The following is a 25994-nucleotide window of genomic DNA, read 5'->3' as shown; positions in this document are numbered from 1 at the left end:
TGATTGGAATAATTTTAATTTTTGATGATTTTTTTGATATTTTGCTTTTTGTTGCCTGTGTTAAATAGGACTGGCGTCCTATTCTGACGTAACTCGCCCTTTCAGGGCTCGAATATTATTTGTTTATTTAAATTCGTAACAAGCAACTAAAAACCATCAACAATCAATCATTAAAAAGTATACCCTACCGAAACCATATAATTACGAGGTGCTCCTGGAAATAATCTCGAATAGCTGAAACCACCCACCCAATATATTTTATCAAAGACATTGTTGACATTCAAAGCCATTCTGAAATTATCGAAATTATAATATATTCCTGCATTGGCAACGGTGTATGCTGGTAATTCAAGAATCGTTTCGTTGGTAAATCTTTTGCTTGCGTAGTTGGCTCCTGCTGCAATCCCAATTCCTTTTAAAGCCGTGTCGTTTTTAAAGTTATATTTTATCCAGACATTTCCTTGATTTTTAGGCGCATTTGGCATAATGCTTCCGATTTCTGCAGGATTATCACTTTCTGTAATTTTTGCCAGATTATAAGAAAATGCTGCCGTCATGCTTAAATTCGGAAGAATTCTCCCGTTAATATCAAGTTCTATTCCTTTTGCCTGTTGCTGACCAACCTGTCTCAACAAATCAGGATTTGACGGATCGAGTGCATTAATTAAAATATTATTCTGTTCGATATAATAAGCGGCTGTGGTCACAGAAAGCATTTTGCGGAAAAATTCAAACTTAGCTCCCACTTCCACCATTTTGCTTTTTAAAGGATCAAAAGGACCTCCAAAAGTTTCCGGACTACCGATTGTTCCTGCACTTTGCGGTTGATACCCTTGGTTATACGTTCCATACAAACTGATTTGTTGTGTCGGTTCAAAAACAATTCCGATTCTTGGAGTAAATGCTTTTTGCTGAATATTTTTTTCATTATTCGTTGTAAAGCCCTGAACATCGGTATAAAACTCCTGTCTCATCCCTAATAAAGCTTTCCATTTTCGCCATGAAATCTGCTGCTGAATATACACCCCATGTAAAAAATATCGGGAAGGCGTTTCTGCGCGGCTCACATTGATATAATTTGAAATTTCAGAAATAGAATAATCCGGATTTGCTAAATTAAAATAGGGAACATTCGGAACAGGCATTCCGTTGGCAATCATGTATTTTTCAGGGTGAGCCGGATCGTATTTCGAAATAACCGATTTTCCGTCTGCCGATAAAAATCCCGAAGCATTATAGGTAGAATTTCCTTCCGGAAACGTCTCCTGAATATGATCGTAACCCACCAACGTTTTATGGGTAACTTCTCCCGTTTTATAGTCAAAAGTAAAATAGGCAGAAATATTATCGATGTAATTTTTACGAAGCCTTCTGATCGTCTGCATTCCCATTAATGTAGGAATTTCATTTCCGTTAACATCTACTGCAAAACTGTTTGATGTACGGTGTTCCAAAAGATCTTCATCATACATCGATCGCAGATAGGAAGCATTGAAAGAGATATGATCGTTAAATTTATGCTGCAATGAAATGGTGGTGAAAATATTCGCTTCTTTCTGATAATCGTTTCGTTTTCCGATGGCAAATGAAATCGGCACAGAATACAGATCAGTTCCCTGAGTTGCTCCGAAAATAGGCTGTCCACGGTCTAATCTTCCGTTGGTATTTTGATAGACAAAATCAAAATTTACACTTGTTTTTTCATTCGGAATAAAAGAAAACGAAGGTGCAATCACCAATGCTTTCTGATCCTGAAGAATACGGAAAGATTCGGTGTCCTGATATGCAAGATTCAAACGATACAACAAACTCTTTTTTTCGTTCATGGCTCCTGTGAAATCGCCTGTAATTCGAACTGTTTTAAAACTTCCCGTTGAAAAATTAATTGAATTTCTATTTTCCTTCAATGGCTTTTTAGTGACCGTATTAATCGTTCCTCCGGGATCTGTATTTGCAAATAAAGCAGATGCAGGCCCTTTGATAACTTCAATTCTTTCCACATAAGGCGTAAGATTCTGCGCCCAGCCTCTTGTAGAAATCCTTTGTCCGTTCACCAAAGTATTGGAAGCCCTGAAACCTCTCAACACAAAATCATTATTATTATAGGAAGCCTGATTGACCCCGCTGATATTCTTCACCGCATCACTTGTCTTAAAAGCCGCCTGATCATCCAGCGTTTCCTTCGTAACATAATTAATGGATTGTGGAATATCCATCAAATCCGTATTCGTTTTTGTGCCGCTGAACGTGTTGCTGTTTTTATAGCCACGTTCTCTACGGCCTGTAATTTCTACAGTTTCTATTGTTTTTTGTCGGGTTGAAATGGTGTCTTTGGTCGGTTCAGAATTATTTTGTGTGGTATTTTGTGCTGAAACGTTTAACGAAATCAAGCCACATAAAGCACTCACCAGAATACCTGTCTTATTCATATTAATTAAGTCGAAGTTTTTTTAATGTTTAAGAAGATTAAACTGTATTATTACAGATTATGATTAAATATCTTCACTAATATTTGAGATATGGCGCAAAAATAAAATTTATTTAGATTAAATAAAAATTAAATCTTGTTTAAATTTTAATTATTTTGACTTATATGAATTTTTGTAGGGGTAAAACTGAAATTTTAGATTAATTGAATACTAATTCATCATTTTAAAAGGGTAAATAAAAATTTAACATACTATTCTTTTATTGAAACAAAAAAATAGGCTACCTCAATGAGATAGCCTGAACTTGTAACTGTAAATATTTAAAAATTTAGATTAGATCACCACTCCTTTGAAAGAAAGAGTTTTTGGAGTTTTACTCTCGCTTGTTGTAACGTTTACTGTTTTCATAAACGCTCCCGTTGCTGCTGCATTGTAACTCGCTTCTACAAATCCTTTTTTTCCAGGTTGAATTGGAGTTTTGGTGTAATCTGCCGTTGTACATCCGCAAGATGGCGCAACATTTTGAATAATAATGGGTTTTGAAGTTGTATTGGTGAATTCAAAACGAATCAACTTTGGTTTACCTTGAGGAATATTTCCAACATCGATCGATTCTTTGTTCCATTTAATCGCATCAGCAATTACCTTTGCAAAAGATGGCGTTTCAGAAATTACGTTAGCATAAAACGGAGAAAATGCTAAAACAGCCAACAATGCTGTGATTTTTAAATTTTTCATAAGTGTAAATTTTAATTATTGAAACCGATTGTTTTTTCTTGTTGTAGCAAATGTAAAGCCGAACTTCGACATAAATTGTTAAACGATTTCAAACATTTGTTAACGAGTTGTTAATGCTCGGGATTAATAGATTTTTTTAAATAATATTGCCTCAGAAATGGAAATAAAAAGGCTCAACATCATCATCACTCTCGGACTTCTGGCGATTGTCGGAATTTTGATTGCGCAGCTTTTATGGACGAAACAGGCTTATAATATCGAGAATCAGAAGTTCAATCAAAAGGTGAATATCGCTTTGATGGAAGTGGTTGAAAAACTGTCTGGTGAGGGAACATTCACAGAAAATCCGGTGCAGAATATTTCCAACGATTATTATTTGGTGAATGTGAATAATGAAATTCATCCGACGGTTTTAGAATATTATCTTAAAACAGAATTCACTCGTTTTCAAATAAATACCAATTACGTTTACGCTTTATATAATTGCAGAAGCGACCGTATGATTTATGGAAAATACGTTTCTCCCAATCAAAAAAATCCAAAAAATAAGGAGATTAAATTTCCGAAACATAAAGATTTGGTTTACTATTTTTCGATCAGTTTTCCGGATAAAACGACGTATTTAATCAGTTCATTACGATTTTGGTATTTGCTGACTTTCGCGTTGATTATTATCTTAATTGTCTATGTTTATTCCATTTATACGATCATTCAACAAAAGAAATTTTCGGAATTGCAAAGGGATTTTATTAATAATATGACGCATGAATTCAAAACGCCTTTATCATCCATTCTTTTGGCTTCAGAAGCGCTGAATAAACATGAATCTGTAAAAGAAAATCCGAAGCTTCAGACCTATACTTCCATTATTATCAATCAAAGTTTTAAACTGAATAATCATATTGAAAAAATATTAAATATTGCGAAAAATGATGCTTCCGGATTATCCTTAAAGCCTCAAAAAATTGTATTATTTCCTTTCATTCAAGACATTGCCGAAAATATTCAGCAAAAAAATGAAAATACCACGATTATTATTGATATTCCTGAAAATATTTCGATTCAGGCAGATGAATTTCACTTTAACAATATCATCTGTAATATTCTGGAAAACTCCATTAAATATTGTGAAACCAAACCTGAAATCAGAATTTCTTTAATAAAAGACTCAAAAGGCTTATATTTAAAGTTTAAAGACAACGGAATGGGAATTCCTGCAAAAAATCTCCCTTATATTTTTGATAAATTTTACCGCGTAAAAACGAAGAAAAGTGATGAGGTAAATGGTTTTGGATTGGGATTATTTTATGTCAAAAAAATTGTTCAGCAACATCAATGGAAAATTTCTGTTGAAAACAACAGCGAGCAGGGAATTACCACTACTCTATTTTTCCCGTCTTAATTTTAATGCACAACTCATGGAAAAATCTAAAATTTTATATGCCGAAGATGATCAAACTATTGCTTTTTTGATTCAGGACAGCTTAGAAAATTATTACGAAATCAATCATTACTCGAACGGAAAATCTGCTCTAGAAGCCTTTGAAAAACAAGATTTCGACATTTGTCTATTGGATATTATGATGCCTGAAATCAACGGTTTTGAAGTCGCTAAACAGATCCGAAGTAAAGATTCTGAAGTTCCCATTATTTTTATTTCGGCAAAAACATTGAAGGAAGACCGGATAAAAGGCCTGAAAATTGGTGCTGATGATTATATCGTGAAACCGTTCAGCATTGAAGAACTGGTTTTAAAAATTGAAGTTTTTCTCAAAAGATCAAAAAAAACGGAATCTTTTCCTTCCACTTATAAAGTTTCAAAATACGATTTTGATCCTAAAAATTATACCTTAAAAGATCAGGAAAATACCATAACGTTGACTCAACGAGAATCTGATCTTCTTCTGTATTTTATAAAAAATAAAAATACCGTGCTCAAAAGACAGGATATTTTGAAAGCGATTTGGGGTGATGACGATTATTTTATGGGCAGAAGTCTGGATGTTTTTATTTCGAGATTAAGAAAGGTATTTGCCAATGAAGAAAATGTGCTGATTGAAAATCTGCATGGGATCGGTTTTCGATTTTCTGAGGTTTAATCTTTAAAACAAACGTTTTTCAAAAAAAGTTTTCACAAAATCATCAAATTCATTTTTATAACTTTTCCCAACGGGAATCGTAAACTGTCCTAATAAAACTTCATGATTATTAACAGCAGTTACCCGTTTGGAATTGATGATAAATGAACGATGAATTCTCACAAAACCTTTACTTTTTAAACGATCAGCCAATTCTGTAATGGCTATTTTTGAAGCCAGAAAATATTCATCATTCAAGATAATTTTAATATCATTGCCCTGACTTTCAAAATAAGTAATTTCGCTAAGTTTTATTTTTTGGTTAAAACCATTCACTTTAACAATAACAAAATCTTCTTCATAATCTTTTGCCTTATTTCTGAGAACCCGATCAACCGATTGGAAAAATCGCTGAAACGTAATTGGCTTTAGCAAATAATCAACAGCTTCTAATTCAAAACCATCTAAAGCATAATCGCGAAACGCTGTGGTGAATATTGTTTGAGGCTTATTTTTCAATGATTTTAAAAACTCTATTCCGTTTAAATTGGGCATCTGAATATCTAAAAACATCAAATCAACGTCATGAGTTTGCAGGATTTTATAGGCTTCCATTGCATTACTTCCGGTCGCCACAAGTTGAAGATCGTCGATCTTGGAAATATGATTTTCAAGCAATTTGACCGCCAGCGGCTCATCGTCTATAATAATACATTTAATCTTCATTGTTTGGCGTTATAATTTCAATGCTAAATTTATCTTCTTTTTCGTTGATGGCTAAAGAATAGTTGTTTTTATAATACAATTCGAGTTGCTTCTTCACATTTTTCAAGCCAATTCCTGTTTTTTCTTGCTCTTGTTTCAGAAATTTTGAATTTTCAACTTTAAAAATAGTAATATCTGCTTCTATTGTTATCGAAATCTTGATTTCAATTGCTCCGCTTATCTTTTCAGCGCCATGCTTAAAAGCATTTTCAACCAAAGAAAGATACAGTAAAGGCGGAATACAGCCTGGAAAATTCAGTTCTTCGTATAAACTGATTTTCAGTCGTTCATCATACCGCAGTTTCTCAAGTTCAATATAATCACGAATGATCTTCATTTCATCAGTGATGGCTACAATTTTTTTTTGCCCTTTATACAATGTGTAATCCAAAATATCCGATAATCTTTCGATAGATTGTGATGTTTTCGAAGGTTCGAGAATCGATAAAGTGTAAATATTATTAAGCGTATTGAACAGAAAATGAGGGTTTAACTGAGATTTTAGTGCATTCAGTTCCAATTCTGATTTTTCTTTCTGAAGCTGAGCTGTGTTTTGTTTTTCATTCTGATACCGTAAAATGTATTGTATTGAAATAAAAATAAACGAGCCTGAAAGAATGGGCAAAATATAATGGAAAAGTAAATATTTCACATCTGTAAAGATCGAAATAAAATCGTCTTGCGGATATTTTACAAAAAAAGGTTCTGCCAAATAAACAATGAAAATCCGGTTGAAGACCCCTAATAGATAAATACTTATCAAAAACAATAATGAAAAATGTAGATATTTCCTGCTATCAAAATATTTCCTGATCAGCACAAAATAGATAAAATTAGCCCCGATGATTTGAAAAATCCAGTGACAGAGGTCATAATAAAATAATTCTTTAAAATTAGGCTGTTCATGTTCACCGTAATTTCGGGCAAGACCAAAAATCAGCAACGATATCCAAAATATCGCCTGATAAACCAATTCTTTTTTTATTTTCTTCTTCGATGTTTGATTCACCATATTCAAAAATAGAAATTAAAAATTTCATTCATGCAAAATGTATTTAAAATACCGAAAACTGAATGTAAATAACCCTTTTTGGAATTTATATGAAAATAATGAGTCTCCGCATTCAAAACAGAACTTTCCACATCATTTTATATCTTTCAATTTAAAATAGCCGGAATTTCGTGTAAAAAATAATGGATAAAAACAAATTCTACGGACTCGATCATCTGCGCGCACTGGCTATTATTCTGGTATTTTTATATCATTACAGAATGTTCAAGCATCCTGATTGGATCGATACAATTGGCTGGGTGGGCTGGACGGGCGTCGATTTATTCTTTGTATTGAGTGGTTTTCTGATTTCCAACCAATTATTCGAAGAAATAAAAACACAACATAATATTGATCTGAAAACATTTTTCACCAAACGTTTTTTCAGGATTATTCCGCCGTATGTTTTTACGTTGATATTGTATTTCTGTTTTCCCATTTTCAGAGAAAGAGAAGCGCTGCCCTCGTTTTGGGAATTCATCACTTTTACACAAAATTATGGGTTGAATGTGATCGAAAAAGGAACTTTTTCTCATGCCTGGTCGCTATGCATCGAGGAACAGTTTTATCTTTTACTTCCCGTTTCGCTTCTGTTTTTCGTTAAATTCAAACGTGTTCACTATCTGTGTTTCGGAATTCCTTCTTTAGTCATCATATCAATTTTATTGCGATATTTTTCGTGGAATGAATATATCATTCCCAGTCTTGAAACTTCTGATTTCTGGAAGGAATGGTATATGAAAATTTATTATCCGACTTATACCCGATTTGACGGATTAGCAATTGGAGTTTTAATTGGATATTTTTATCAGTTTTCTTTAAAATTTAAATCAATTATCAATAAAAACGGAAATATTCTTGTAGCATCGGGATTTTTCGCTTTGATCTTTTCTTTATGGTTTTGCAAAGATCAATATTCAGAAAAAGCGTCTGTTGTAGGATTTACTTTTGTAGCCGTCAGTTATGGAATTCTATTACTCGGAGCGATTTCGAAATCCTCTTTTTTAAGCAGAAAAAGCACTTATTTCACTTCTCAGCTCGCCATACTTTCCTATTCACTTTATCTTTCCCATAAAGGAATTATTCATCTGGTTCAGCTATTTTTAGAAAAAGAAGAAATAGATATTTCAGATAATGTAACATTGATAATCTGCTTTTCTGCCTGCATTTTGGTAAGCTTTTTTTATCGATTTATTATTGAAAAACCTTCAGCCAGAATAAAAAACAGACTGATTATTAAAAAATAAATGAATTTCAATGCATTCCTTAAACTCTATTAACTTAAAAATAAGAATTTGATAATCTCCATTTATCTAAAAATCAACTGTGCAAACTGATACAGACATCTTCTCCACGTCAGCCATTCATGATAGGTTTGCGGTGATTGATATTGAGTGTAAGGGTATTTATTTTGATCAAGATAATTGGCAATTGTTTTATTAAAATCTAAAAATCTAGCCTCTTCTTTTTCGCCAATTCCCATGAAAAATATTGGTTTTTGCTTTGATTTTAATAAATTATTGATAGAAAGTTCTTTAAAAGGCTGATTTTGGTCTCCACCGTAAATCACAGGACTGAAAGAACCAATCGCGGAGAATACTTCAGGATGATTTACACCAATCAGCATTGCCTGAAAACTTCCGCGTGAAAGTCCGGCAATAGCTTTTTTACTGTTTGTGGAGTATTTATTTTCGATATAAGGAATCAATTCCTGCATGACGATTTTATCTAAATTTTTAGCAGAAAGCACCGTACGCTCAGAATTATCAGGCCATTTTTCCTGTTCCGGATTCAATGCCACACCGTAATCCATCACGACAATCATTTCTTTCGCTTTATTTTCAGCAAAAAGATTATCCAAAACATTCAAGATATAGCCTTGCTTTTCCCAACCCGTAATATCTTCTCCAGTTCCGTGATAAAGATACAAAACTGGCAGTTTTTTCTTTCCGTAATTTGAAGGGAGATAGACTTTAAAATTTCTTTTTCCTAAAGTTATTTTTGAATCTAACTGATCATCAACAATTTTCCCTTGCTTAACATTCTTTGCAAAGAAAAAATCTTCTCCCGAAGGAATTTCAATACCACTTGTAGGTTGCCCGTATCCGAAATAAAGTTGCGTGTTCGGATCATTGGTGCGTTTTCCATCCACATTAAACCAATAATAATGAAAACCCACATCAATAGGCGAAGTGGAAACATTCCAAAATCCGTCTTTGTCTTTTGTAACGGAAGACTGTACGTTTTTCATTCCGTCTCCGCCTTCTAAAACAACAGATTTTGCATCAGGAAAATATGCCTTAAATTCAGCATTTCCTTTTACATCAATTCTTGGAAAGTCTTTCCCTTTTGTCGCCGTTACAGAAGTTGTGTATTGAGAAAATAATGTTGCTGAATAAAAGCAAAGAATGGAAGTCAGTATTTTAAAATTTTGCATGAATTTAAATTTAAAACGAAAAAATTAATCAATCCTAAAAAGATCAATTATAATAATTCATTAATCAAATGTACATAAAATTTATTCCTTCGTTTTGATTCAATAAAAATCAATGGATTATTTTAATCGAAAATATTGTGTAAATATCATATTTAAAATGCAAAAAACGCGGCTATTCGTTTTCTCTCATTCTCTTTTTTAAGTAATTTTACCTGATAATATATAAATAATTCATGAAAAAAATCATACTTGCAGGAATCGTGACTTTTGGAGGATTTCTAACAGCCAATGCGCAGTGTAAAACGGTAAATACGCTAACGGAAAATTTCGATACCTGGAAAGACATCAACAAATGTTGGACGGCTCAAGCAGGAAAAGCGATGCTGTATGCCAGTGATAAAAAGATCATATTTTACTCGATGACCAATCCTGGTGAAAATATGTATCTGATAACTCCAAAAATCAAAGCAGGAACGTATACATTAAGCTTAGACGCGTCAGATAACGGAGGAGAAACATCTTTAGAATTGTTTTCTATAGCGAACGCAGCTGATACAAAATCGTATATTTCTATTGCTAAAGCAGCAAAAATTACGGGAGATAAGAAAGTATTTAACGTTACATTAAAAAAAGATACTCATTTGGGGCTTAAAGTTCTTCTGAATGGTGTACATCAGGCAGTTTATGTAGATAACTTCACGTTGAAGCCTAAAAAATAGTTAGTTTCAACAGGATAAAATAGCTTATTTTTAACGTTCTATGTGCATATAAAAACATGGAACGTTGAAAGTAAGTTATCATTTTAATTATATAATTTCAGTTTTGAAGACGTTATTTTTCAGTACCTCAAACACAAACACCTTACAATCAGGAGACTAAATTATTTTCCCGACAGCATATTTCTATAAGCAGGAGCTATAAACTTTTCAATTTCCTTCCATGTAAACGAAGCTGAATATTCCTCGTAATTGCTTTTACCTTCTTTATCGCTTTCATGAAAAATAATTCGAATACCTGATATTTTTCCATTACGATCAGCGATCAATATATATTCGGAAAGATTTTCAGAATGAAAAACAACCCCTTGCTGACCTTTAATTTTTTTGTCACACAATGATAAAAGAAGACGTTGATTGATAAATAACTGTTTACCTATTTCTGCATCTTTATTGAGGTCGAAGAAGTAATATTGAGTCTGCTCAAAAGAAGAACCATACGCCTGAATATTCACCGAAACATTCAGCAGCCCGTTTTTTTGATACAGTATTTTATATTTTTCAAATCCGTATTGGGATTCTTGTAAGAGGTCTTTTGATATCAGGTTGTTCAGCGTATCTTTTTTAGCCTTCAGTCTTTTAGTGGCGTCATCAAATAAAACTCCATTAAAAAGATCATCCTTTTTCTGAATCTGCTGGTAAATTGCAGTTCCTTTATGATCTCCTATTTTCAATTCCTGCAGTTCAAAACAGCTATTAGAAACACAGACCGAATCTTTTAAAACAGAAACATTCTGACCCGATACATTCAGAAAAAATGTACAAATAAACAATAAACTTATACTGAGTGTCTTCATTTCTTATTTTTTTAAAAATTCATAATGTTCATCAATCTGAAAAGCCACTTTAGCCCTGTCATAATTTGCTTTTCTTTTAGGCAACGCCTTGGTATCATATCTATTGACTGCTTTAGAAACAGAATCTACATCATCGGCATCAGCATGTTCTTTGGCTGTCTTTTTATTGTATTTTGTACCTTCATTCCAAAACCAGATTGCAGATTGAGTAGCATACATGGCATTTTCGGATAATTTAAGATAATTTCCTTTCAGATCTACACCAGGTTTCTCTTCGGTAAAATCGATTTTTCCGGTAGTATCATCAGGAAAAGAATTCTTGTTTCGGTATTTTGAAAACGTAACGTAATTTGCCCTTCCGGTAACCTGCTTCAATCCTCTTCCTTTAAACTTCCAACCGTCTCTCGTTAATTCGTCTCCATTCCCAAGCCCTCGCGTATCTCCTGGAAAAGGCGCATAGGCTCGTGACATCAGAGGAACGCCGAAAACACCGTGTGGTATAAGTACAATTTTGTAATCTGTTTTTTTATCCGCTTTTAAAACTTCTTTTAGCAGTTTTCCAATTCTTTTTTTAGGATCTTTCGGATCTTTTACGCCGAGGTATTTGGCATACAATTCACCATCAACAATAGACGGTTTGTCTTTTTGAAGAATCGCTTTAAGCTCTGCATTGGTTTTGGCTACATCATTTCCTTTGTCATCGGTAATTTTAAAAATCGAGGTTAAATTATTTTGAAGCGACTCAATAATCGTATCATTTATCTGAATTTTGGAAGTACTGAAAACGCCCAATGTAATAGATGAACTCCATGCTTCACTTTCCTCAAAAGTTGAAAAATTAGCCGATTCCAAAGCTATCTGCGCTATAAAATGAGCTTTCCTCAGGCAAGTATCGAGTCCGAAATCTTTTCTGTATTTATTAAGATAAGGCAGAAAAGAATTAATAACGGTCTGCTGTTTTTGGCTCAGCGCTTTTGCTCCAAGAGTTTCTCTAATTAATTCAGCTGTAATTTCTTCGGAACAGTTGGGGCATTTGTTATCTTTTTGTTCCGGAAGCGGAGCTCCTGTAGGATCTACTCGCTCGGGCTGATTAACCTGCCCTGAGTTTACAAATTCTATATTTCCGTTTTCAGGAGGAATATTTCCCGGCATTTTACCCGTTCCCGGTAATATAGATTTTTTCAACAATACATAATTATCCTGTACTTTGGCTGTTCCAAAATCCTGCCATTCTGCAAGCGATATCATCTGAAAACCATCATCAAATATAAAATTAGGAATCTGCTTCTCGACAATTGTGCCGGTAAGTTTTCCTTGGGTAGTGGGTACGTCATTCAGTACCTTGAACTTTCCCAAATGAGCATTGAATTTTATTTTAGCACCGTCTATTGCCAGCAACAGTTCCTCAGCTTTACTATCCGATTCTTGTCTTTCGGCACGTTTTTCCTCCATCTTACGGCCATTTTCCGCCTTCATATCGTGGGCTTCCTCTTTTTCCGTACCCTCAGCATTTCCCTGAGATACATGTTCTTTTTGATCCGGAAATTCATTTTCTTTATTTTCTAACCGATCCATAATAATGAGTACTTTATATGATAATGATGTTTTTTAATTTCTATAAAACCTTCTTCATACCGATTATTTCTGCACTTGAGAATTCCTCCGAAATAATCTGTTTTACTATCTTCTTCATTGGCAGCTGTTATCGTAACGATCGTTTTTTCGTCCTGTTGTACAAAAGTAGATACCTCTGGGTAAAAATTTATATTTTTTCCTTCTTTGATGGTGAGAGATTGATGAAACAACAATCCCAACATAGAATAGCCGGATAAAAAATTAATAAGCCTCTTTTCATTTTCCAATACGCTGCTGATTTCGCGGAAATATTTATCTACAGCCGCTCCCTGATGAAGTTTTGATAAATCAGCCTGAATGGCGATCCATCTCATTCGGAGAAAAGATATATTATCAACAGTTAGTATTTTTCCCTCGTTATTCAGGGTAAGCTCGAGCTCATCAAACAAATAGCTCAACTTCTTCAACAGCATCGACTGAGCATCTTCTTCAGAAAAAATAAAATCTACCACAACAATCTGAAACTGATAATTCTCTTTCACCTTTCCCAAATAGTAAACCTCTACATTTCTGGTAAAACTTTTTTGAATTGTATAAAACGGATTTCGTTGCTCGTAAACAATGGTTTCCAGCCTGTAGGTCTTTTGATTAAGATTCTGCAGTATATCCATCATTGGCATTAATATATTCTTCGCTGATAATCACTGTTCGGATCCATACCCATCCAATCTCTGTTTGCCGACCAATGGAGATACTCGTTTCTCATTTTTCTCAATAAACTTTGCCAACGATCTGCATACACCGTAACTTCAGGAATATTAATTACAGGATTTCCATCCTTATCTCTTGTTACCGTAGTAGGCCCAACGGGAGTTTCGGCTCTCTTTTTTTCGTTTTGTTTATCCAGCTCTTCATCACTAATGAAATTCCAGGCTTCTTTATTTCCAAATACATATTCATGAAGCCTTCTTTTAGCAGCAGGCAAATGATTATCAAAATCGATAGAATATGCTGTTTCTGTTTTGCTTGTAATATGATGATCGTAAAAAGCTTGCCCCTGTTCTTCCATAAAGTGCAAAGGAATATAGCTGTATTCTTTTCTGAGAAACCTAGTTCCTGTGATTTTTCGGTAAGCAGCTCCCCAGGTCAGAATATTAATCGCCGTATTATTAATCTCAATTTGATCATCTTTAAACCAATGTTCATCAATTAGTTGCTGCATTCTATTTTTTAACGCCCAAAAAGGTTTATGATTGGAGGTTTCAATTTCATCAACTTCTTCCATACCGTTTTCATACGCGCCACCGATATCGCAATGAACTCCCGGAAACTCTTTTTCTATACTGCCGGGAAATCTTGTTAATGAAAAATTCTCACGATGTTCATTAGCCGCAGTAAAATGAACTGCTTTAAAGTAAGGACCTGGATTTTTTAATTGAAGCTGCTCTACATCGTCTCCGAAGTTATGCTGAGATCCTAAGGTAGAATGCACGATTCCTCTATATCCTACTCTTTCCATACTTCCCATATCGCCAAATTCTTCATAAGATGACACGGTATCGTATACTCCGATGAAACGCAGGTCTAATTCCAGCTCCTCAAGTTCTTCATTCGTGAGAATACCTTTGTTTAAAAGATAATATCCTAAAAAGCCAAACTTGGGTAATTTTCCATCAATTAAAAACGCAGGATCTACTTCCGTTTTATCTTTATCTATCCAAATATCTTCAAATACAGGAACTCTTACAGAACCACTCTGAGTATAGGTTTCAACGTACTCATACCCTACTATCTTTCTGGATTTTCTGATTTCAATATCTTGCGACCTTTTATGACCATTGATTTCATAAGCGAAATTTCTGGCGGCGGCAGCTCCTCTACTGAACCCAAAAGTATCGATAGTAATTTTTGTAAGTTGCTTATCCAGATTGGAATTATTTCTGATAATTAATTTAATTCTATCAGCCAATTTTTCACATCCCTTTCTTACTTTTCCTCTTACTCCAGTTTTTCCGGAACCGTATTGAAATCCATCGTCTACATCTCTGCTATTATCCAGTGTACCAATACCTTCTATATAGATGGCATAGTCTTTCTGCTCGCAACTTTTATACAATCTTGCAACATTGGTAAAGTCGTTACTGAAACTGTTGTCAACCCCTTGCTTGTCCAGCATTCCTCTATGGCTGCCTTTAAGATAGCGATCGTATTCAGAATCATTTTCAGAGATGTTTTCACTTTCGAGCGCATCAAATTGTTTTTCATGTTGCTCCCTCGTTTTTTTTATGGCTTCTTCTTTAGCCAAGATTTGCTCCTTGGTATCGGTACTTTCTATTTTATTTTTACCATCTCTGTATTTTTCCCTTAGTTCTGTATTTTTAAGATTATTCAAAGTTCCATCAAAAAACACCCCTATCTCCAACTGCAGTTCATCTACAGGAGATTGGGAATTACCAGAATTATAAACAAATGTTTTTTGCATAATAATAAATTGAAGTTTACTTTAATGCTTTTTTTTAGATTTAAACATTTCTAAACGATCTGTTTTAATAAAAGCTTCTTTACCATTCTCTCCTTTTAGTTTTACTGTAAAAAAACTAAATGCTTCGTTAACTGTAATTACAAGTTCTGCTTTGGTGCTTTTAGGATCGTCTCCAAAAACTTCTTTAAAAGCGTCTACACTCGATTTCGCATTCAGGTCGCATGCTGCTCCATATCTGTTATCATTTTTATCTGTTACCGACATTGAAATTGAAGCAGGAATTGCTCTATTATCATAATCTGACAGTGGCTTTTTTGCAGCATCCAATTGCTCACGTTCTCCGTTGATCATTCTGAGACCTATATCTCGAGAAGAATTTAATGCAGCATTTTCTGGAAGTTCAAAAACAGGTTTCCAGCTAAATCTTGTTCGATAAACCTCCCATAAACCAAATGGAATAGGCTTTCCTTTGTTTTCTTCCTGGATCTTTTTCGGAATAATTTGCTCTCGGGTATGCACCATATCCAAATAATCTTTTCTCCAAAAACGATTTTCGTGGCTGTCTAGTTTTGCAATCTCAGATTCCGGGATAGTTACCTTTTTACCTTGGTACCTTCCGATTTCTTTTTGTACACCTACGCCTGCTACCCATACTACTACAACACCACCGGGCGCCATTCCTACGGCAATTACATCATAATTCAGATGTTCAGTTTTTCCGCTTCCGTTGGTTGCTTTTATATCATAGCCTTTACTGAAATATTCTCTTATTTTTTGAGTATCTATATCGGTATCTATTTGATAGAATTGATTTTCCATGAAAGACATCCAGATAAAATCCAGACGGGTTGGCAATCCTTTAAAACCATTGCTCATTCCGTTATTAATGTCGCCCCAAATGTTTGTTCCGGGAGCTATTCCAATACTTAAACCAACCCACTCGCCACCTTCACAATCTATTCCTCCTTTATAAACTTCCATGGGAAATCCCAACGGAGCCGAAGTTCCTTCCGTCCATTCAAATTTTGTCATAGTTTTAGCTTTTTGAGGCTCTTTTTTTTCCTGACACGAGATCTGAATAAAAAATAATACGCTCAGTACATATTTTATTAATGTGTTCATGATTTTAAAATCTAGCTATAAATGATTTATTTAACCATTATCCTTTATTTACCTTTGCATCAATCTTGCCAAGCATTTTGGCAACTCCTGAACTTTGCAGTAAAATATTACCATTTTTTGCTTTGTGAGTTGTTGTGGAAGTTGTTTCCTTTAAATCTCCTGTAACATTTACCGTTTTATTTTCGTTTACCGTTTGTTTATAATTCTTAGAACTAAACTGATGATTATTTTGAATGCTAACATTATGATCGTTTCCAACCGTAGTTTTCATGTCTTTTCCAACACTTACAGTAAGGTTTTCGCCTGCTATAAAAGTCATATTTTTCGGAGCTGTGACTGTAATATTACCATTTCCATCCATGAAATAGGTATTACCACTCGGATCTAGTATTGTCACACTTTTTTCATCATCATTCATCAAAACCTTAATTCCGCTTTTAGTTTGAATAGATCGCATATGATTGTTTACACCGCCACCGAGCCCAATTTGGCCATGAAACATTCCTCCCATGGCAAAAGGAAAATCGGGATGGTGATATTCAAAACCTACCATTACCTGATCGCCTACTTCCGGCACGGCAACATACCCTCTGTTTTGGGTAACGGCATTGGTACCTCCGGCATCGGGACTCATCATACGGATAAAATGTGTAGAATCGTTCACCTGCCAATCAAATCTTACCTGTATACGCCCCTGATTAAGAGGATCTGTATTGGAAATAACAGTGGCAATCTGCGGTTCGGCATTCGGAACAGAGAACTCAGATCTTGGTAGAAAACCTGTACCTTCGGCGATGGCTTCAAAGCTTCCTGTATAAAATCCTTTTGTATTTACTTCGTGAGAAACTTCTGTAATCATCAATTTAGTAAAATAAGAAGTCTGATTACTATCCGGCTTTCTCATCTCAATATCAGCAATGCATCCCGGATACAAAAATGGAACTGTTGTAGATCCTGAAACGGTAAATACTTCTACAGCAGCACTTCCGGCAGCACCTTTCTGTGCATCATCCAAATCCATTGAAAGATTGGCGTTAATGGGTGAAGAAACTAATGACTGACCGGTAAAAATATCATTATTAAGCTGATAAGCCTTTCCTGCCAATTGTCCAAGATGTTTTATATCAGCGGTTGAACTATTGAATTTGGAATGTTCACTACTGTTGTAACCAAAAAACTGGGGTTTGGTATGGAGCGCTTTCAGCTCTACACAAATATCATTTACATTACTGCCATACGTAAGACGTACGGGTTTCTTTGCAGCAGGCAGTTTACCGAAATACAGAATTTCTCCGTCATAAAAAAACTGTTCTCCGTAAGACACAGCAAGCCTTGCCAAGTAATTGTAATGCGTTTCTTTGTATTGAGCGCTGTAGTTGATATAACTTTTGTTCTGGGCATCAATCTTATAATCAAATGCTCCGGAACTTATTGTTTCTTTGATGATACGTTCTGCGATAATAGAAGTATTTACAGTCTGACCACCTCCAAAACTCTGCGTATGAAGTGCAGAATCCATAAGAATGGTAGGGCTGAAACCTTTTAAAATAATATTTCCCAGACTCATTTTTTCCTGACTGTAGGCTACCTTTGTAATAATTCCTGCAAAGGTTCTTTCAGGGCCATTATTATCGACATCTTTATATCTGAAAACTACCGTAAGCCTTTTTCCCAAAAAATTCTGAGCTTCTTGTAAATCATGATTCTCTATATTGCCCAAAGAATCGTGAGCCAAAATAAGTTCAAAATCATGATGCTTCCGTACACTCTGTTGGAGTTTAAAATGTTTAAAATGTCGTATGATTTTACCATCTACCACTATTTCAAGCTCTACAATACGCTGCACTCCTGAAATATGATTTTCCGCAATTTTATCTGAATTTGTTGCAATCTTACTCATATTTATTTGTGTTTTGGTTACTATATTACATTAAAGTTAATCAAGTTCAATGAGATATAAAATTTAACTCCCAATAATATGAGAAATTGTAGTAAAACTACGATTCTGTATTTTATCATCATAAAAAAGTAAAAATATTTGGTCACCGCTTATTTTCTCTTATCTACCGAGTGATTTTGCCCATTCGATGAAAAGTACCTTGATTCCTGAGGTAATGAGTATAGTTTTACTTCAGAAATAACACACAAAACAATTAAAATAAAACATTATGGAAATTATTCAAACACCAGAAAACGCATTATCTCACTCAAGTGTAACAGCTATTATTAATGCACCTATCGAAAAAGTAAATATTGCAGATTGGTTATTAAACTTACCAGATGCCGAATACCAAAGATGCTCAACTCAACACATCGGCGCGGCGATTTCTAAAACTTATGACGGCGAGCCTGTTTCATTAAATGTAGAAACCATCGGAGATGCATTAATGGTACAACATTATGTTGCCGATGTTTACCGTCCTGATTACTGCAGAATGCTTTCAATCTCAGATTCAATTACTAAAAACGGACGTACAAAAGTTCAGGTTTTATGGGAACTGAAAGCGACAAAAATTGATGACAACACTTGTCTTTACACCAACGAAATTCACGCTACGGCAACTCCTGAAATGCTTGCTTATATTAAAAAAAATGGAATTAATTTAGCTGATGCAGCGGCTTCAAGACAAGCAGCTTCTGATGCCCACAACCACGAAGAAACTCCAAACTTTGCGAAAAGCATCGAAAATAAAGCTTTAACAGGGAAATATAATCAACCTTTTTAATCTAAAGCATAGATGAGCGTATTTTCGGATATGCTCATTTTTATTTTAAATCATGGAAAAAACATTATTTGAAAAGTTAACAGGAAGCTGGAAACTGGTAGATCTCATCGAAGTTCCGGTAGATAGTGGCGAAATAACCAAACCTATGGGTGATGATCCTAAAGGTTTAATTATTTACAACAGCGATGGCTATATGTCGGCTCAAATTATGAATCCCGAACGTAAAAATTTCACACAAGAACATTGGACGAACGCAACACCTGAAGAATACACAATGGAAGCTTCTACTTATATGGCATATTCGGGTTCGTTTCAAACTGATGATGAAAAGCAGATCGTGAGCCACATTATAGATATTTCACTTTTTCCTAATTGGATGGGGCAGACACAAAACAGAAAGGTTATCTTTAGAGATGGATTGCTACATTTGGAAAGCGAAAAGCCTTTTTTGAGCAATTCAAGGTTGGTGATTCATCAATTAAAATGGAAAAAAGTATCGTAAAAATTTAAACCAAATTATTATTAATATGAAAGCAGTAGTTATTACAAAATACGGAGATCCTGAAGTACTTCAATGGCAGGAAGTTCCAACTCCACAGATAAGCGGAGACCAGGTTTTAATAGAAGTACAAGCAGCCGGACTTAATCGTTCTGATGCCTTTCAACGTGAAGGAAATTATCCAGCCCCCAACGGCGTTGCTGCTGAAATTCCAGGGTTAGAAGTTTCAGGAATTATTGTTGAATGTGGACCGGATGTTGTCGATTTTAAAGTAGGCGATAAAGTATGCGCTTTACTCGCTGGCGGAGGTTATGCAGAATACGTAAGCGTTCGCGAAGGGCAATGCCTTCCCATCCCTGCATCATTATCATTTACTGAAGCAGCAAGTCTTCCGGAAACCGTTTTCACTGTTTGGTCAAACGTTTTCCAAAGAGGAAGTTTGCAACCGGGAGAAACCGTTTTATTTCATGGTGGAAACAGCGGGATTGGGATTACGGGAATTCAGATTGCACATGCACTGGGTTCAAAAGTTATCGTGACGGCAGGTACAGAAGAAAAAGGGCAAAAATGTATTGAACTTGGGGCAGATGTATTTATCAATTATAAAACTCAGGATTTTGAAAAGGAATTACAAGATGAAGGTGTAGACGTAATTTTAGATATGATTGGCGGCGATTACCTCAGCAAAAACATTAATATTCTGAAACCGGAAGGCAGATTAATCCACATTAATGCGGTAGACGGAAGCCACGTAGATCTCGATATCTGGAAAGTGATGCTGAAACGTCTCACGGTGAGCGGAAGTACGCTTAGAAGCAGAGAATATGAATTTAAAAAATATTTAGCCAAAGAAGTTCAGAAAAATGTGTGGCCTTTGATAGAATCCGGAAAATTCAAACCTGTTATTTTCAAAACGTTTCCTTTTTCAGAAGCTGCAGAAGCGCATCGATTGCTTGAAAAAAACACGCATACCGGAAAAATTATATTGGTGAAATAGCTTAAAAATTGACCATGAAAAAGGACGCCATTTTTTATTCTTCTATTATCATGGCTTTCTGTGCGGGTTTTGTAGACACCAGTACATTTACCGTGGCCGATGGATTGTTTTCTGCACATATCACAGGAAATCTGGTTGTTTTTGCCTATAAACTGAGTAACCACACTCAAATTACAGATTTTATCAATTTACTTAGTTTTCCTGTTTTTATAGTAGCCGTGATCTTAACAGGAAAAATAAGTACAAAATTTAACGATCAAAAAAAGATAACGGGATCAAGTGGTATACTTTTGATCCTCTCCGGAATGCTCGCTTTTTTCCTGAAAGAACACAATATTTCTTCAGGATTTTTATTTCATGGAATGCTGATGATGATTGTATTTGCAATGGGAATTCACAATTCGGTCAACAGGCTGTATTCAGGTTCTGTATTCGGGCCAACCACCGTCATGACGGGAAATATCACCAAAGCAGTAATTGATTTTTTCCTCTATCACTCTACGCAACATACCTCTCAAAAGCTTTTGGAAATCAAACAATCCTTGGTATTGCTATCAGGTTTTTTGGGTGATGTATTTCTGGAGCATTGATTTCAGATCGTTTCGGCTTGGTTTCTATGCTGATTCCTGGGATTTTATTAGCTGCTTACAATAAGGTTGCGATTAAGAAAAAGACAGTACTTAATTTGTCTTAAAGCTTTTAAAAAATTATTTCACGACGTTAATAATCCAGCTACAAAAGCAACCAGAGCCCGTCATTTGGCAGCCTATATATAAAATCGGAAGTAAGAAAAACAGCAAAAAAGGTACATTCAATAGCGCTGCTTTGTATTCTTTTTTTAAGATATTTTTTATAAAATCTATCAGAAAACCGATCGATAAGAAGAGCAATATAAAGAACAGCAAAATAGCTATTCCTAATCCGACATCAGTAGGGTGTTCTTTCCTTCGATTGGCTTCGAATGCCATCTGCGCATAAAAATATAAGGCTGATAATGGAATTACCACAATAATCAAACGGATAAAAAATAATTTAAGATATTTCATTCAATTATTATTAATTAAATTCTTTTGTTTTTCTCTTTGTAGATTTTGAACTCCTTTAAATAAATCCAATAAGGTCTTTTGCTTCTTTTGCGGTTAAATTTAAAATTAGTTTTACATTAAAAATAATACTAAAAGATCGACCACAAATAAAAAAGAGACCTTAAAGAGATCTCTTTCGTAGAAAAATGTAAATATAATAGGTAAAATTATTTAATGATTTTCACCTTCTCGGAGTAACGAATCGGTGCCTTGGGATTTTCGGCAGGATAACCTAATGCGATATTAATTCCCACTTCATAGCCTTCAGGGATATTTAATAATTTTAAAACATCTTCGTTTTCAGGAAGATTTAAAGCAGTGACCAAAGAACCCAGCGGACAGGTTCCTAAATTCAATGCATGAGCACTCAAAAGAATATTTTGTAAAGAAATTCCTGCATCCAGCTTGGCTGTTGGGTTAGATTTATCAATTGCCATCACGATCAACGTTGGCGCATGGTGAAAAATGCTGAATCCTGGTTCTTTATATTTAGCTGCACTTCCCTGCATCTCTTTACCTTCCGCAAAATTCAGAAAACGCTGATTAATTTCTGCCAAAATCTTAGGATTCTGAATCACACGAATCTCCCAAGGCTGCTTGTTTAAAGCACTTGGAGCAAAGATTGCACTTTTCATAATCGTATCAATCTGCTCTTGCGAAACCTGCTGATCGGTATATTTTCTGATCGATCTTCTGGTCAGCATATTGTCGAGAATCGCCTGCGTGGCAGATCCCGTGTAATACGTTTTCGGGGCTTCGTTATCCTTACATGAAAGTAAGCTCACCAAGATAAAACCTGATAATAGTAGTTTTTTCATATCTTTTAAATAGGACTGTTTATTTTTTTGCTGAATGAATAATTAAACTTCAATACGGTGAATATGATATACAGATACACCACATATTTAATCATCTGATAATGGTATAATGAAATAATGGCAAAGGCAAATACGAGGATTATTAAAATCAGTTTGCTAATATTTTCGATGAATGAACAGTATTCCCTTTTGTTTCCCCACGCGGTTGGCTTAAAAAGCTCGTTGATTTTGGGTGAAAAACCATTAAGTAGCAAAATAGAATATGACATATATTCGTTGCTGATTCCACCCAGAATAAAGGCAAAGGCAACACAGCCAATCATGCTTCCGTAGAAAAGTTTACCCTTCATACTTATTGGACTGGAAGGCATATCCGTTGCCATAAAAATAGCTCCGAGCAGTAACCCTGAAATAGAGAATTTAAAATCTCCTTCATAACTGATAATCCACGACAATAGAATAAAAACAATAAATATCGCAGATGGAATATGCCACGAAATACGTTTTCTCAACAGCAGATATAAACCGCCTAGCGCAATGCAGACCACAGAATATTCACCAATGGCTCCTGAAGTTTTGTAGAGTAAACTTTCCCAATAAGGCGAATTGCTGTTTACGCCAATGCTTGAAAAAAATTCAGTTGTATTAATATTGATAAAATTCTTTGTATTCCAAATGGATGAGGAAGTCATAACCGAAGCAAAAAACACCGTCATCAGTTCCCGACCAACCAAAGCAGGGTTAAACTTATTTTTTCCTGTTCCGCCCCATACTATTTTTCCAAAAACAATTGCCATTACGGCTCCAAAAGCGACCACATAAAGCGGCGTAACCGGAGAAATGGTGAAAGCCAGCAGCAAACCTGTAATCACTGCACTTAAGTCGAACGAAAGCTGGATTCTCTTTAATATAACAGCAGAAAATACAATATCTGTGATGAGGCAAACTGCCACAGAAACGGCAGTCACAGCAAGAGCTTTCATTCCAAACGCCAGCCAAGACATCGCAACCATTGGTAATAAAGCAATAATCACATCGAGCATCACAAAAAAAGTACTGCCGAATTTTGGTTTTATATAAGGATTCAGTTTCATTTTTTAATTATTATGTAAAAGCATTTTTCCTTCGAAAATAGCATCCATCAACGGAAGATCGCTCGGGCAGATATAAGCGCACGCACCACATTCTATACAATTCTGAACATCAAATTCTATCAGCTTCACCAAATCTTTATCAGCGCTTGCCCGAAGAAATTCCAGCGGCATCAACCGTTGCGGACAGACATCTACGCAATAGCCGCAGCTGATACAATTGTGCGATTTCGCTTTTTGATTCTTCAACAACAGAATTCCTCCTGAACCTTTATTGATTGGGGTTAAAAGAGATTTCACCGCTTTTCCCATCATCGCACCGCCAAGCACTATTGTTTCATTATTATTTGTTGAAATTTGGGTTTCTTTTAGAATATGCTCAATCGGAGTTCCTATTTTGATGATGTAATTTCCCAATGTTCCATTATTGTTCCCTGATAGCGTGACCAACCTTTCCGTAAAAGGAATATTTTCGCAAAATGCTTTATAAATCGCCCAGATAGTTCCTACATTATTCACTAAAATGCCATGTTGAGAAGGAATTTCTCCTTTCTTGATTTCTTTTCCTGTAATGGATTTGATTAATTGCTGCTCGCTTCCCTGAGGATAATTATTTTTAACCAGCTGAATACTTAATGGTAAATTATATTCTCTAGAAATTTTTAGCAAAACCCTTGATAATTCCTTATTCTGCTTTTCAATCGCAACCACTATCTTTTTAGCTTTAATAAAATACTGAGCGACCTGAAGTCCCTTCATTAATTCCTGCGTCTGCTCTTTCATCAGAACATAATCTGCACTCAGGTAAGGTTCGCATTCTACCCCGTTGATGATAAATGTATCAATCTCAGAAAATGTATTATTGTATTTTACATGGGTAGGAAACCTTGCTCCGCCACTTCCTTCAATCCCGAAATCACTGAGTTTTTGGATAAACTCCTGAGTCGTTAATTGAGTATATTTATCCACCTGAAAAGCCAGTTCATTATTTTTAAAATCATTTTTTAGAACAATGAAATTCTGACCGTCAATTTGAATACATTCAGAAATAATTCCTGAAACCGGCGCGTGAATATTGCTTGAAAAAAAATCATCAGACTTCGCCAACAACTGAAACTTTTTCACTTCACAACCAACTGCAACCACAGGCTGCATTTCCGAACGGTAACTTTTGAGTGGAATATAGAAATACTCCGGATCGGTGATGGCTCGGATCTTTATTTTTTTTGTTTTATTTTTTAAAGAAGGGATGAGAAGCATAAACTTTTTGTTGTAAATCCGTTATTTTCAATTCTGTAAAATTCAAATTCGAAATTTTCCTGCAATTTTTTGAGAACATTTGGAAATTGATTAGGTTCAACAGCAAATAAAGCCGTCGACAAAATATCACTCAGAAACGCCTGCTCACAGATTACTCCAACTTGTGAAGTTTCGGAGGGAAATCCCGTTTTAGCATTCAGAATATGTCCGAATTTCTGTGTTCCAATGGTGATATAATTTTCGTTTCGTCCTGACAGACTAAAACATTCATTAGAAATCAATATTTCAGCTTTTTCATTATAAACGGAAGTTTTTGCATCTGGAATTTTGATTCCCCAGGTCGGATGTTCAGCATTATTAATTACTTTTATGGTACTTCCTCCTGCGTTGATCAAGGCATCCTCCACTCCATTTTCTTTTAAAATTTCAATGGCTTTATCCACGGCAAAAGCTTTGATAAAAGATCCTGTGATAATTTCCTGACCTTTATTTATTTTAACTGAATTTCCATCAATCTCAATCTTGCTATAATCAATTTTTTGCTTGATTTTTTCAATATCTCCAGAGCTCGGAACCAAATTAATTTCTTCATTATAAAATCCCCAAAGTCGAATCAGTGGCATTGAGGTAATATCATAAGCCCCCGAAGTAATTGAACTTACTTTTTTTATGATCTGAAGTAAATCAATTAATTGGTGATCAACCTTCACCCAATTTCCACTGTTTTTATTGATCTGATCGACAAATGAATTTTCCTGATATGAATTGTATTTCTGATCAATTTCCGACATTGCCTCAAAACACTGATCTATGATCTGAACATCGTATTTCGTCGAAATTTTTATCTTGCAGTCGCAGTAAAAAAGGCGTTCGGTTTTCGAAAGATAAACATTATTTGCTTTCAGAAGCTTTTTCATCGTCATTGGTTTCAAGTTGAACTTTAGCATTCTTTTTCAACGCTTTGAAATTCACATTTCCCACGTTTACAATCTGGAAATAAAAATTGGGATTTCGCCACTCAGATTTCGCTGAATCATATTCCAGTTTCTGAACTTCAAAAGATTTCTTTTTTTCGTTTTCTGCTTCTAAAGCCTGCCTTTCTTTTTCTTTCGCAAGTTCTTTTTCCTCCTTAAGGTTTTCGAAGAATTCTTTATTTCCAAAAATGAGCAAAATGACACCTATACTATAAAGTATGACCGATTGTAACTTCATCTAACGTTTATTAATAGCTGATTTGAATAGATTGATGAAACAAAAATAGTTTTCCG

The 25994-nt window shown here is 34.9% G+C and carries 25 protein-coding genes; 8 read left to right on the top strand and 17 right to left on the bottom strand.

Going from position 1 to position 25994, the window contains the following annotated elements; all coding sequences use genetic code 11:
• Window positions 1-170: 170 nt before the first annotated feature.
• Entirely contained in the window at window positions 171-2429 is a 2259-nt protein-coding gene (locus OXQ85_RS03785; protein WP_267402478.1) for a TonB-dependent siderophore receptor, read from the bottom strand.
• A 333-nt stretch (window positions 2430-2762) separates the two neighbouring features.
• On the bottom strand, window positions 2763-3167 hold the full coding sequence (locus OXQ85_RS03780; protein ID WP_267402477.1) for a DUF1573 domain-containing protein: 405 nt from the start codon (window positions 3165-3167) through the stop codon (window positions 2763-2765).
• Window positions 3168-3324: 157 nt separating this feature from the next.
• Here OXQ85_RS03780 and OXQ85_RS03775 point away from each other — a divergent pair, with 157 nt between their 5' ends.
• Window positions 3325-4569 (top strand): HAMP domain-containing sensor histidine kinase, encoded by a 1245-nt coding sequence (locus OXQ85_RS03775; RefSeq protein WP_267402476.1) that lies wholly within the window; start codon window positions 3325-3327, stop codon window positions 4567-4569.
• Between the two features lie 16 nt (window positions 4570-4585).
• On the top strand, window positions 4586-5266 hold the full coding sequence (locus tag OXQ85_RS03770; RefSeq protein ID WP_267402475.1) for a response regulator transcription factor: 681 nt from the start codon (window positions 4586-4588) through the stop codon (window positions 5264-5266).
• Between the two features lie 3 nt (window positions 5267-5269).
• On the opposite strand, the gene OXQ85_RS03765 is transcribed toward OXQ85_RS03770, so the two are convergent.
• Together OXQ85_RS03765 and OXQ85_RS03760 are read right to left on the bottom strand one after the other, a co-directional pair.
• Complete coding sequence (locus OXQ85_RS03765) at window positions 5270-5971, bottom strand: response regulator transcription factor (protein ID WP_267402474.1); 702 nt, start codon at window positions 5969-5971, stop codon at window positions 5270-5272.
• Window positions 5961-7022 (bottom strand): histidine kinase, encoded by a 1062-nt coding sequence (locus OXQ85_RS03760; RefSeq protein ID WP_267402473.1) that lies wholly within the window; start codon window positions 7020-7022, stop codon window positions 5961-5963. The genes OXQ85_RS03765 and OXQ85_RS03760 overlap by 11 nt, the downstream gene beginning before the upstream one ends.
• A gap of 182 nt (window positions 7023-7204) precedes the next feature.
• Here OXQ85_RS03760 and OXQ85_RS03755 point away from each other — a divergent pair, with 182 nt between their 5' ends.
• The gene (locus OXQ85_RS03755; protein WP_267402472.1) at window positions 7205-8308 is read left to right on the top strand and encodes an acyltransferase; all 1104 of its coding nucleotides are present in this window, start codon (window positions 7205-7207) and stop codon (window positions 8306-8308) included.
• Between the two features lie 62 nt (window positions 8309-8370).
• Here the strand turns inward: OXQ85_RS03755 and OXQ85_RS03750 are convergent, their stop codons facing one another.
• Entirely contained in the window at window positions 8371-9498 is a 1128-nt protein-coding gene (locus OXQ85_RS03750) for an alpha/beta hydrolase-fold protein (protein ID WP_267402471.1), read from the bottom strand.
• A 233-nt stretch (window positions 9499-9731) separates the two neighbouring features.
• Between OXQ85_RS03750 and OXQ85_RS03745 the strand changes: the two genes are divergently transcribed.
• The gene (locus tag OXQ85_RS03745) at window positions 9732-10217 is read left to right on the top strand and encodes a hypothetical protein (protein ID WP_267402470.1); all 486 of its coding nucleotides are present in this window, start codon (window positions 9732-9734) and stop codon (window positions 10215-10217) included.
• A 161-nt stretch (window positions 10218-10378) separates the two neighbouring features.
• On the opposite strand, the gene OXQ85_RS03740 is transcribed toward OXQ85_RS03745, so the two are convergent.
• Genes OXQ85_RS03740 through OXQ85_RS03715 form a run of 6 tightly spaced genes read right to left on the bottom strand, consistent with a single transcriptional unit; the run spans window position 10379 to window position 18150 of the window.
• Window positions 10379-11071, bottom strand: a complete 693-nt coding sequence (locus OXQ85_RS03740) for a hypothetical protein (RefSeq protein WP_267402469.1) — start codon at window positions 11069-11071, stop codon at window positions 10379-10381.
• A 3-nt stretch (window positions 11072-11074) separates the two neighbouring features.
• Window positions 11075-12646 carry a hypothetical protein gene (locus tag OXQ85_RS03735; protein WP_267402468.1) on the bottom strand — a complete coding sequence of 524 codons (1572 nt, stop codon included), beginning with the start codon at window positions 12644-12646 and terminating at the stop codon, window positions 11075-11077.
• On the bottom strand, window positions 12634-13320 hold the full coding sequence (locus OXQ85_RS03730; protein ID WP_267402467.1) for a hypothetical protein: 687 nt from the start codon (window positions 13318-13320) through the stop codon (window positions 12634-12636). Before OXQ85_RS03730 ends, OXQ85_RS03735 begins: the two co-directional genes overlap by 13 nt.
• Before the next feature lie 5 nt (window positions 13321-13325).
• Window positions 13326-15128: a DUF2235 domain-containing protein gene (locus OXQ85_RS03725; RefSeq protein ID WP_267402466.1), complete on the bottom strand. Its 1803-nt coding sequence runs from the start codon at window positions 15126-15128 to the stop codon at window positions 13326-13328.
• Between the two features lie 21 nt (window positions 15129-15149).
• Window positions 15150-16250 carry a DUF2931 family protein gene (locus tag OXQ85_RS03720; protein ID WP_267402465.1) on the bottom strand — a complete coding sequence of 367 codons (1101 nt, stop codon included), beginning with the start codon at window positions 16248-16250 and terminating at the stop codon, window positions 15150-15152.
• Between the two features lie 37 nt (window positions 16251-16287).
• Complete coding sequence (locus OXQ85_RS03715; protein ID WP_267402464.1) at window positions 16288-18150, bottom strand: phage baseplate assembly protein V; 1863 nt, start codon at window positions 18148-18150, stop codon at window positions 16288-16290.
• A 268-nt stretch (window positions 18151-18418) separates the two neighbouring features.
• Between OXQ85_RS03715 and OXQ85_RS03710 the strand changes: the two genes are divergently transcribed.
• From OXQ85_RS03710 to OXQ85_RS03695, 4 genes are read left to right on the top strand one after another with little or no spacing between them, the layout of a single operon-like run.
• Window positions 18419-18976: a hypothetical protein gene (locus OXQ85_RS03710; RefSeq protein ID WP_267402463.1), complete on the top strand. Its 558-nt coding sequence runs from the start codon at window positions 18419-18421 to the stop codon at window positions 18974-18976.
• A 52-nt stretch (window positions 18977-19028) separates the two neighbouring features.
• Window positions 19029-19478, top strand: coding sequence for a lipocalin-like domain-containing protein (locus tag OXQ85_RS03705; protein ID WP_267402462.1), 450 nt, complete (start codon window positions 19029-19031; stop codon window positions 19476-19478).
• Window positions 19479-19503: 25 nt separating this feature from the next.
• Window positions 19504-20472 (top strand): NAD(P)H-quinone oxidoreductase, encoded by a 969-nt coding sequence (locus OXQ85_RS03700; protein WP_267402461.1) that lies wholly within the window; start codon window positions 19504-19506, stop codon window positions 20470-20472.
• 14 nt (window positions 20473-20486) lie between these two features.
• On the top strand, window positions 20487-21062 hold the full coding sequence (locus OXQ85_RS03695) for a YoaK family protein (protein ID WP_267402460.1): 576 nt from the start codon (window positions 20487-20489) through the stop codon (window positions 21060-21062).
• Window positions 21063-21179: 117 nt separating this feature from the next.
• On the opposite strand, the gene OXQ85_RS03690 is transcribed toward OXQ85_RS03695, so the two are convergent.
• From OXQ85_RS03690 to OXQ85_RS03665, 6 genes are all read right to left on the bottom strand, one after another.
• Entirely contained in the window at window positions 21180-21518 is a 339-nt protein-coding gene (locus tag OXQ85_RS03690) for a hypothetical protein (protein WP_267402459.1), read from the bottom strand.
• A gap of 206 nt (window positions 21519-21724) precedes the next feature.
• Window positions 21725-22375, bottom strand: coding sequence for a nitroreductase (locus OXQ85_RS03685; RefSeq protein WP_267402458.1), 651 nt, complete (start codon window positions 22373-22375; stop codon window positions 21725-21727).
• A 5-nt stretch (window positions 22376-22380) separates the two neighbouring features.
• The gene (locus OXQ85_RS03680; protein WP_267402457.1) at window positions 22381-23469 is read right to left on the bottom strand and encodes an RnfABCDGE type electron transport complex subunit D; all 1089 of its coding nucleotides are present in this window, start codon (window positions 23467-23469) and stop codon (window positions 22381-22383) included.
• 3 nt (window positions 23470-23472) lie between these two features.
• The gene (rsxC, locus tag OXQ85_RS03675; RefSeq protein ID WP_267402456.1) at window positions 23473-24726 is read right to left on the bottom strand and encodes an electron transport complex subunit RsxC; all 1254 of its coding nucleotides are present in this window, start codon (window positions 24724-24726) and stop codon (window positions 23473-23475) included.
• The gene (locus OXQ85_RS03670; protein ID WP_267402455.1) at window positions 24705-25673 is read right to left on the bottom strand and encodes an FAD:protein FMN transferase; all 969 of its coding nucleotides are present in this window, start codon (window positions 25671-25673) and stop codon (window positions 24705-24707) included. The genes rsxC and OXQ85_RS03670 overlap by 22 nt, the downstream gene beginning before the upstream one ends.
• Window positions 25618-25938, bottom strand: coding sequence for a hypothetical protein (locus OXQ85_RS03665; RefSeq protein ID WP_267402454.1), 321 nt, complete (start codon window positions 25936-25938; stop codon window positions 25618-25620). The genes OXQ85_RS03670 and OXQ85_RS03665 overlap by 56 nt, the downstream gene beginning before the upstream one ends.
• Window positions 25939-25994: the final 56 nt, after the last annotated feature.

This window comes from Chryseobacterium sp. GM_Chr_2 (assembly GCF_026540445.1).
Lineage (GTDB): Bacteria > Bacteroidota > Bacteroidia > Flavobacteriales > Weeksellaceae > Chryseobacterium.
The sequence above is the reverse complement of the archived record's forward strand: the minus strand, read 5'-3'. Positions and strand labels throughout refer to the sequence as shown.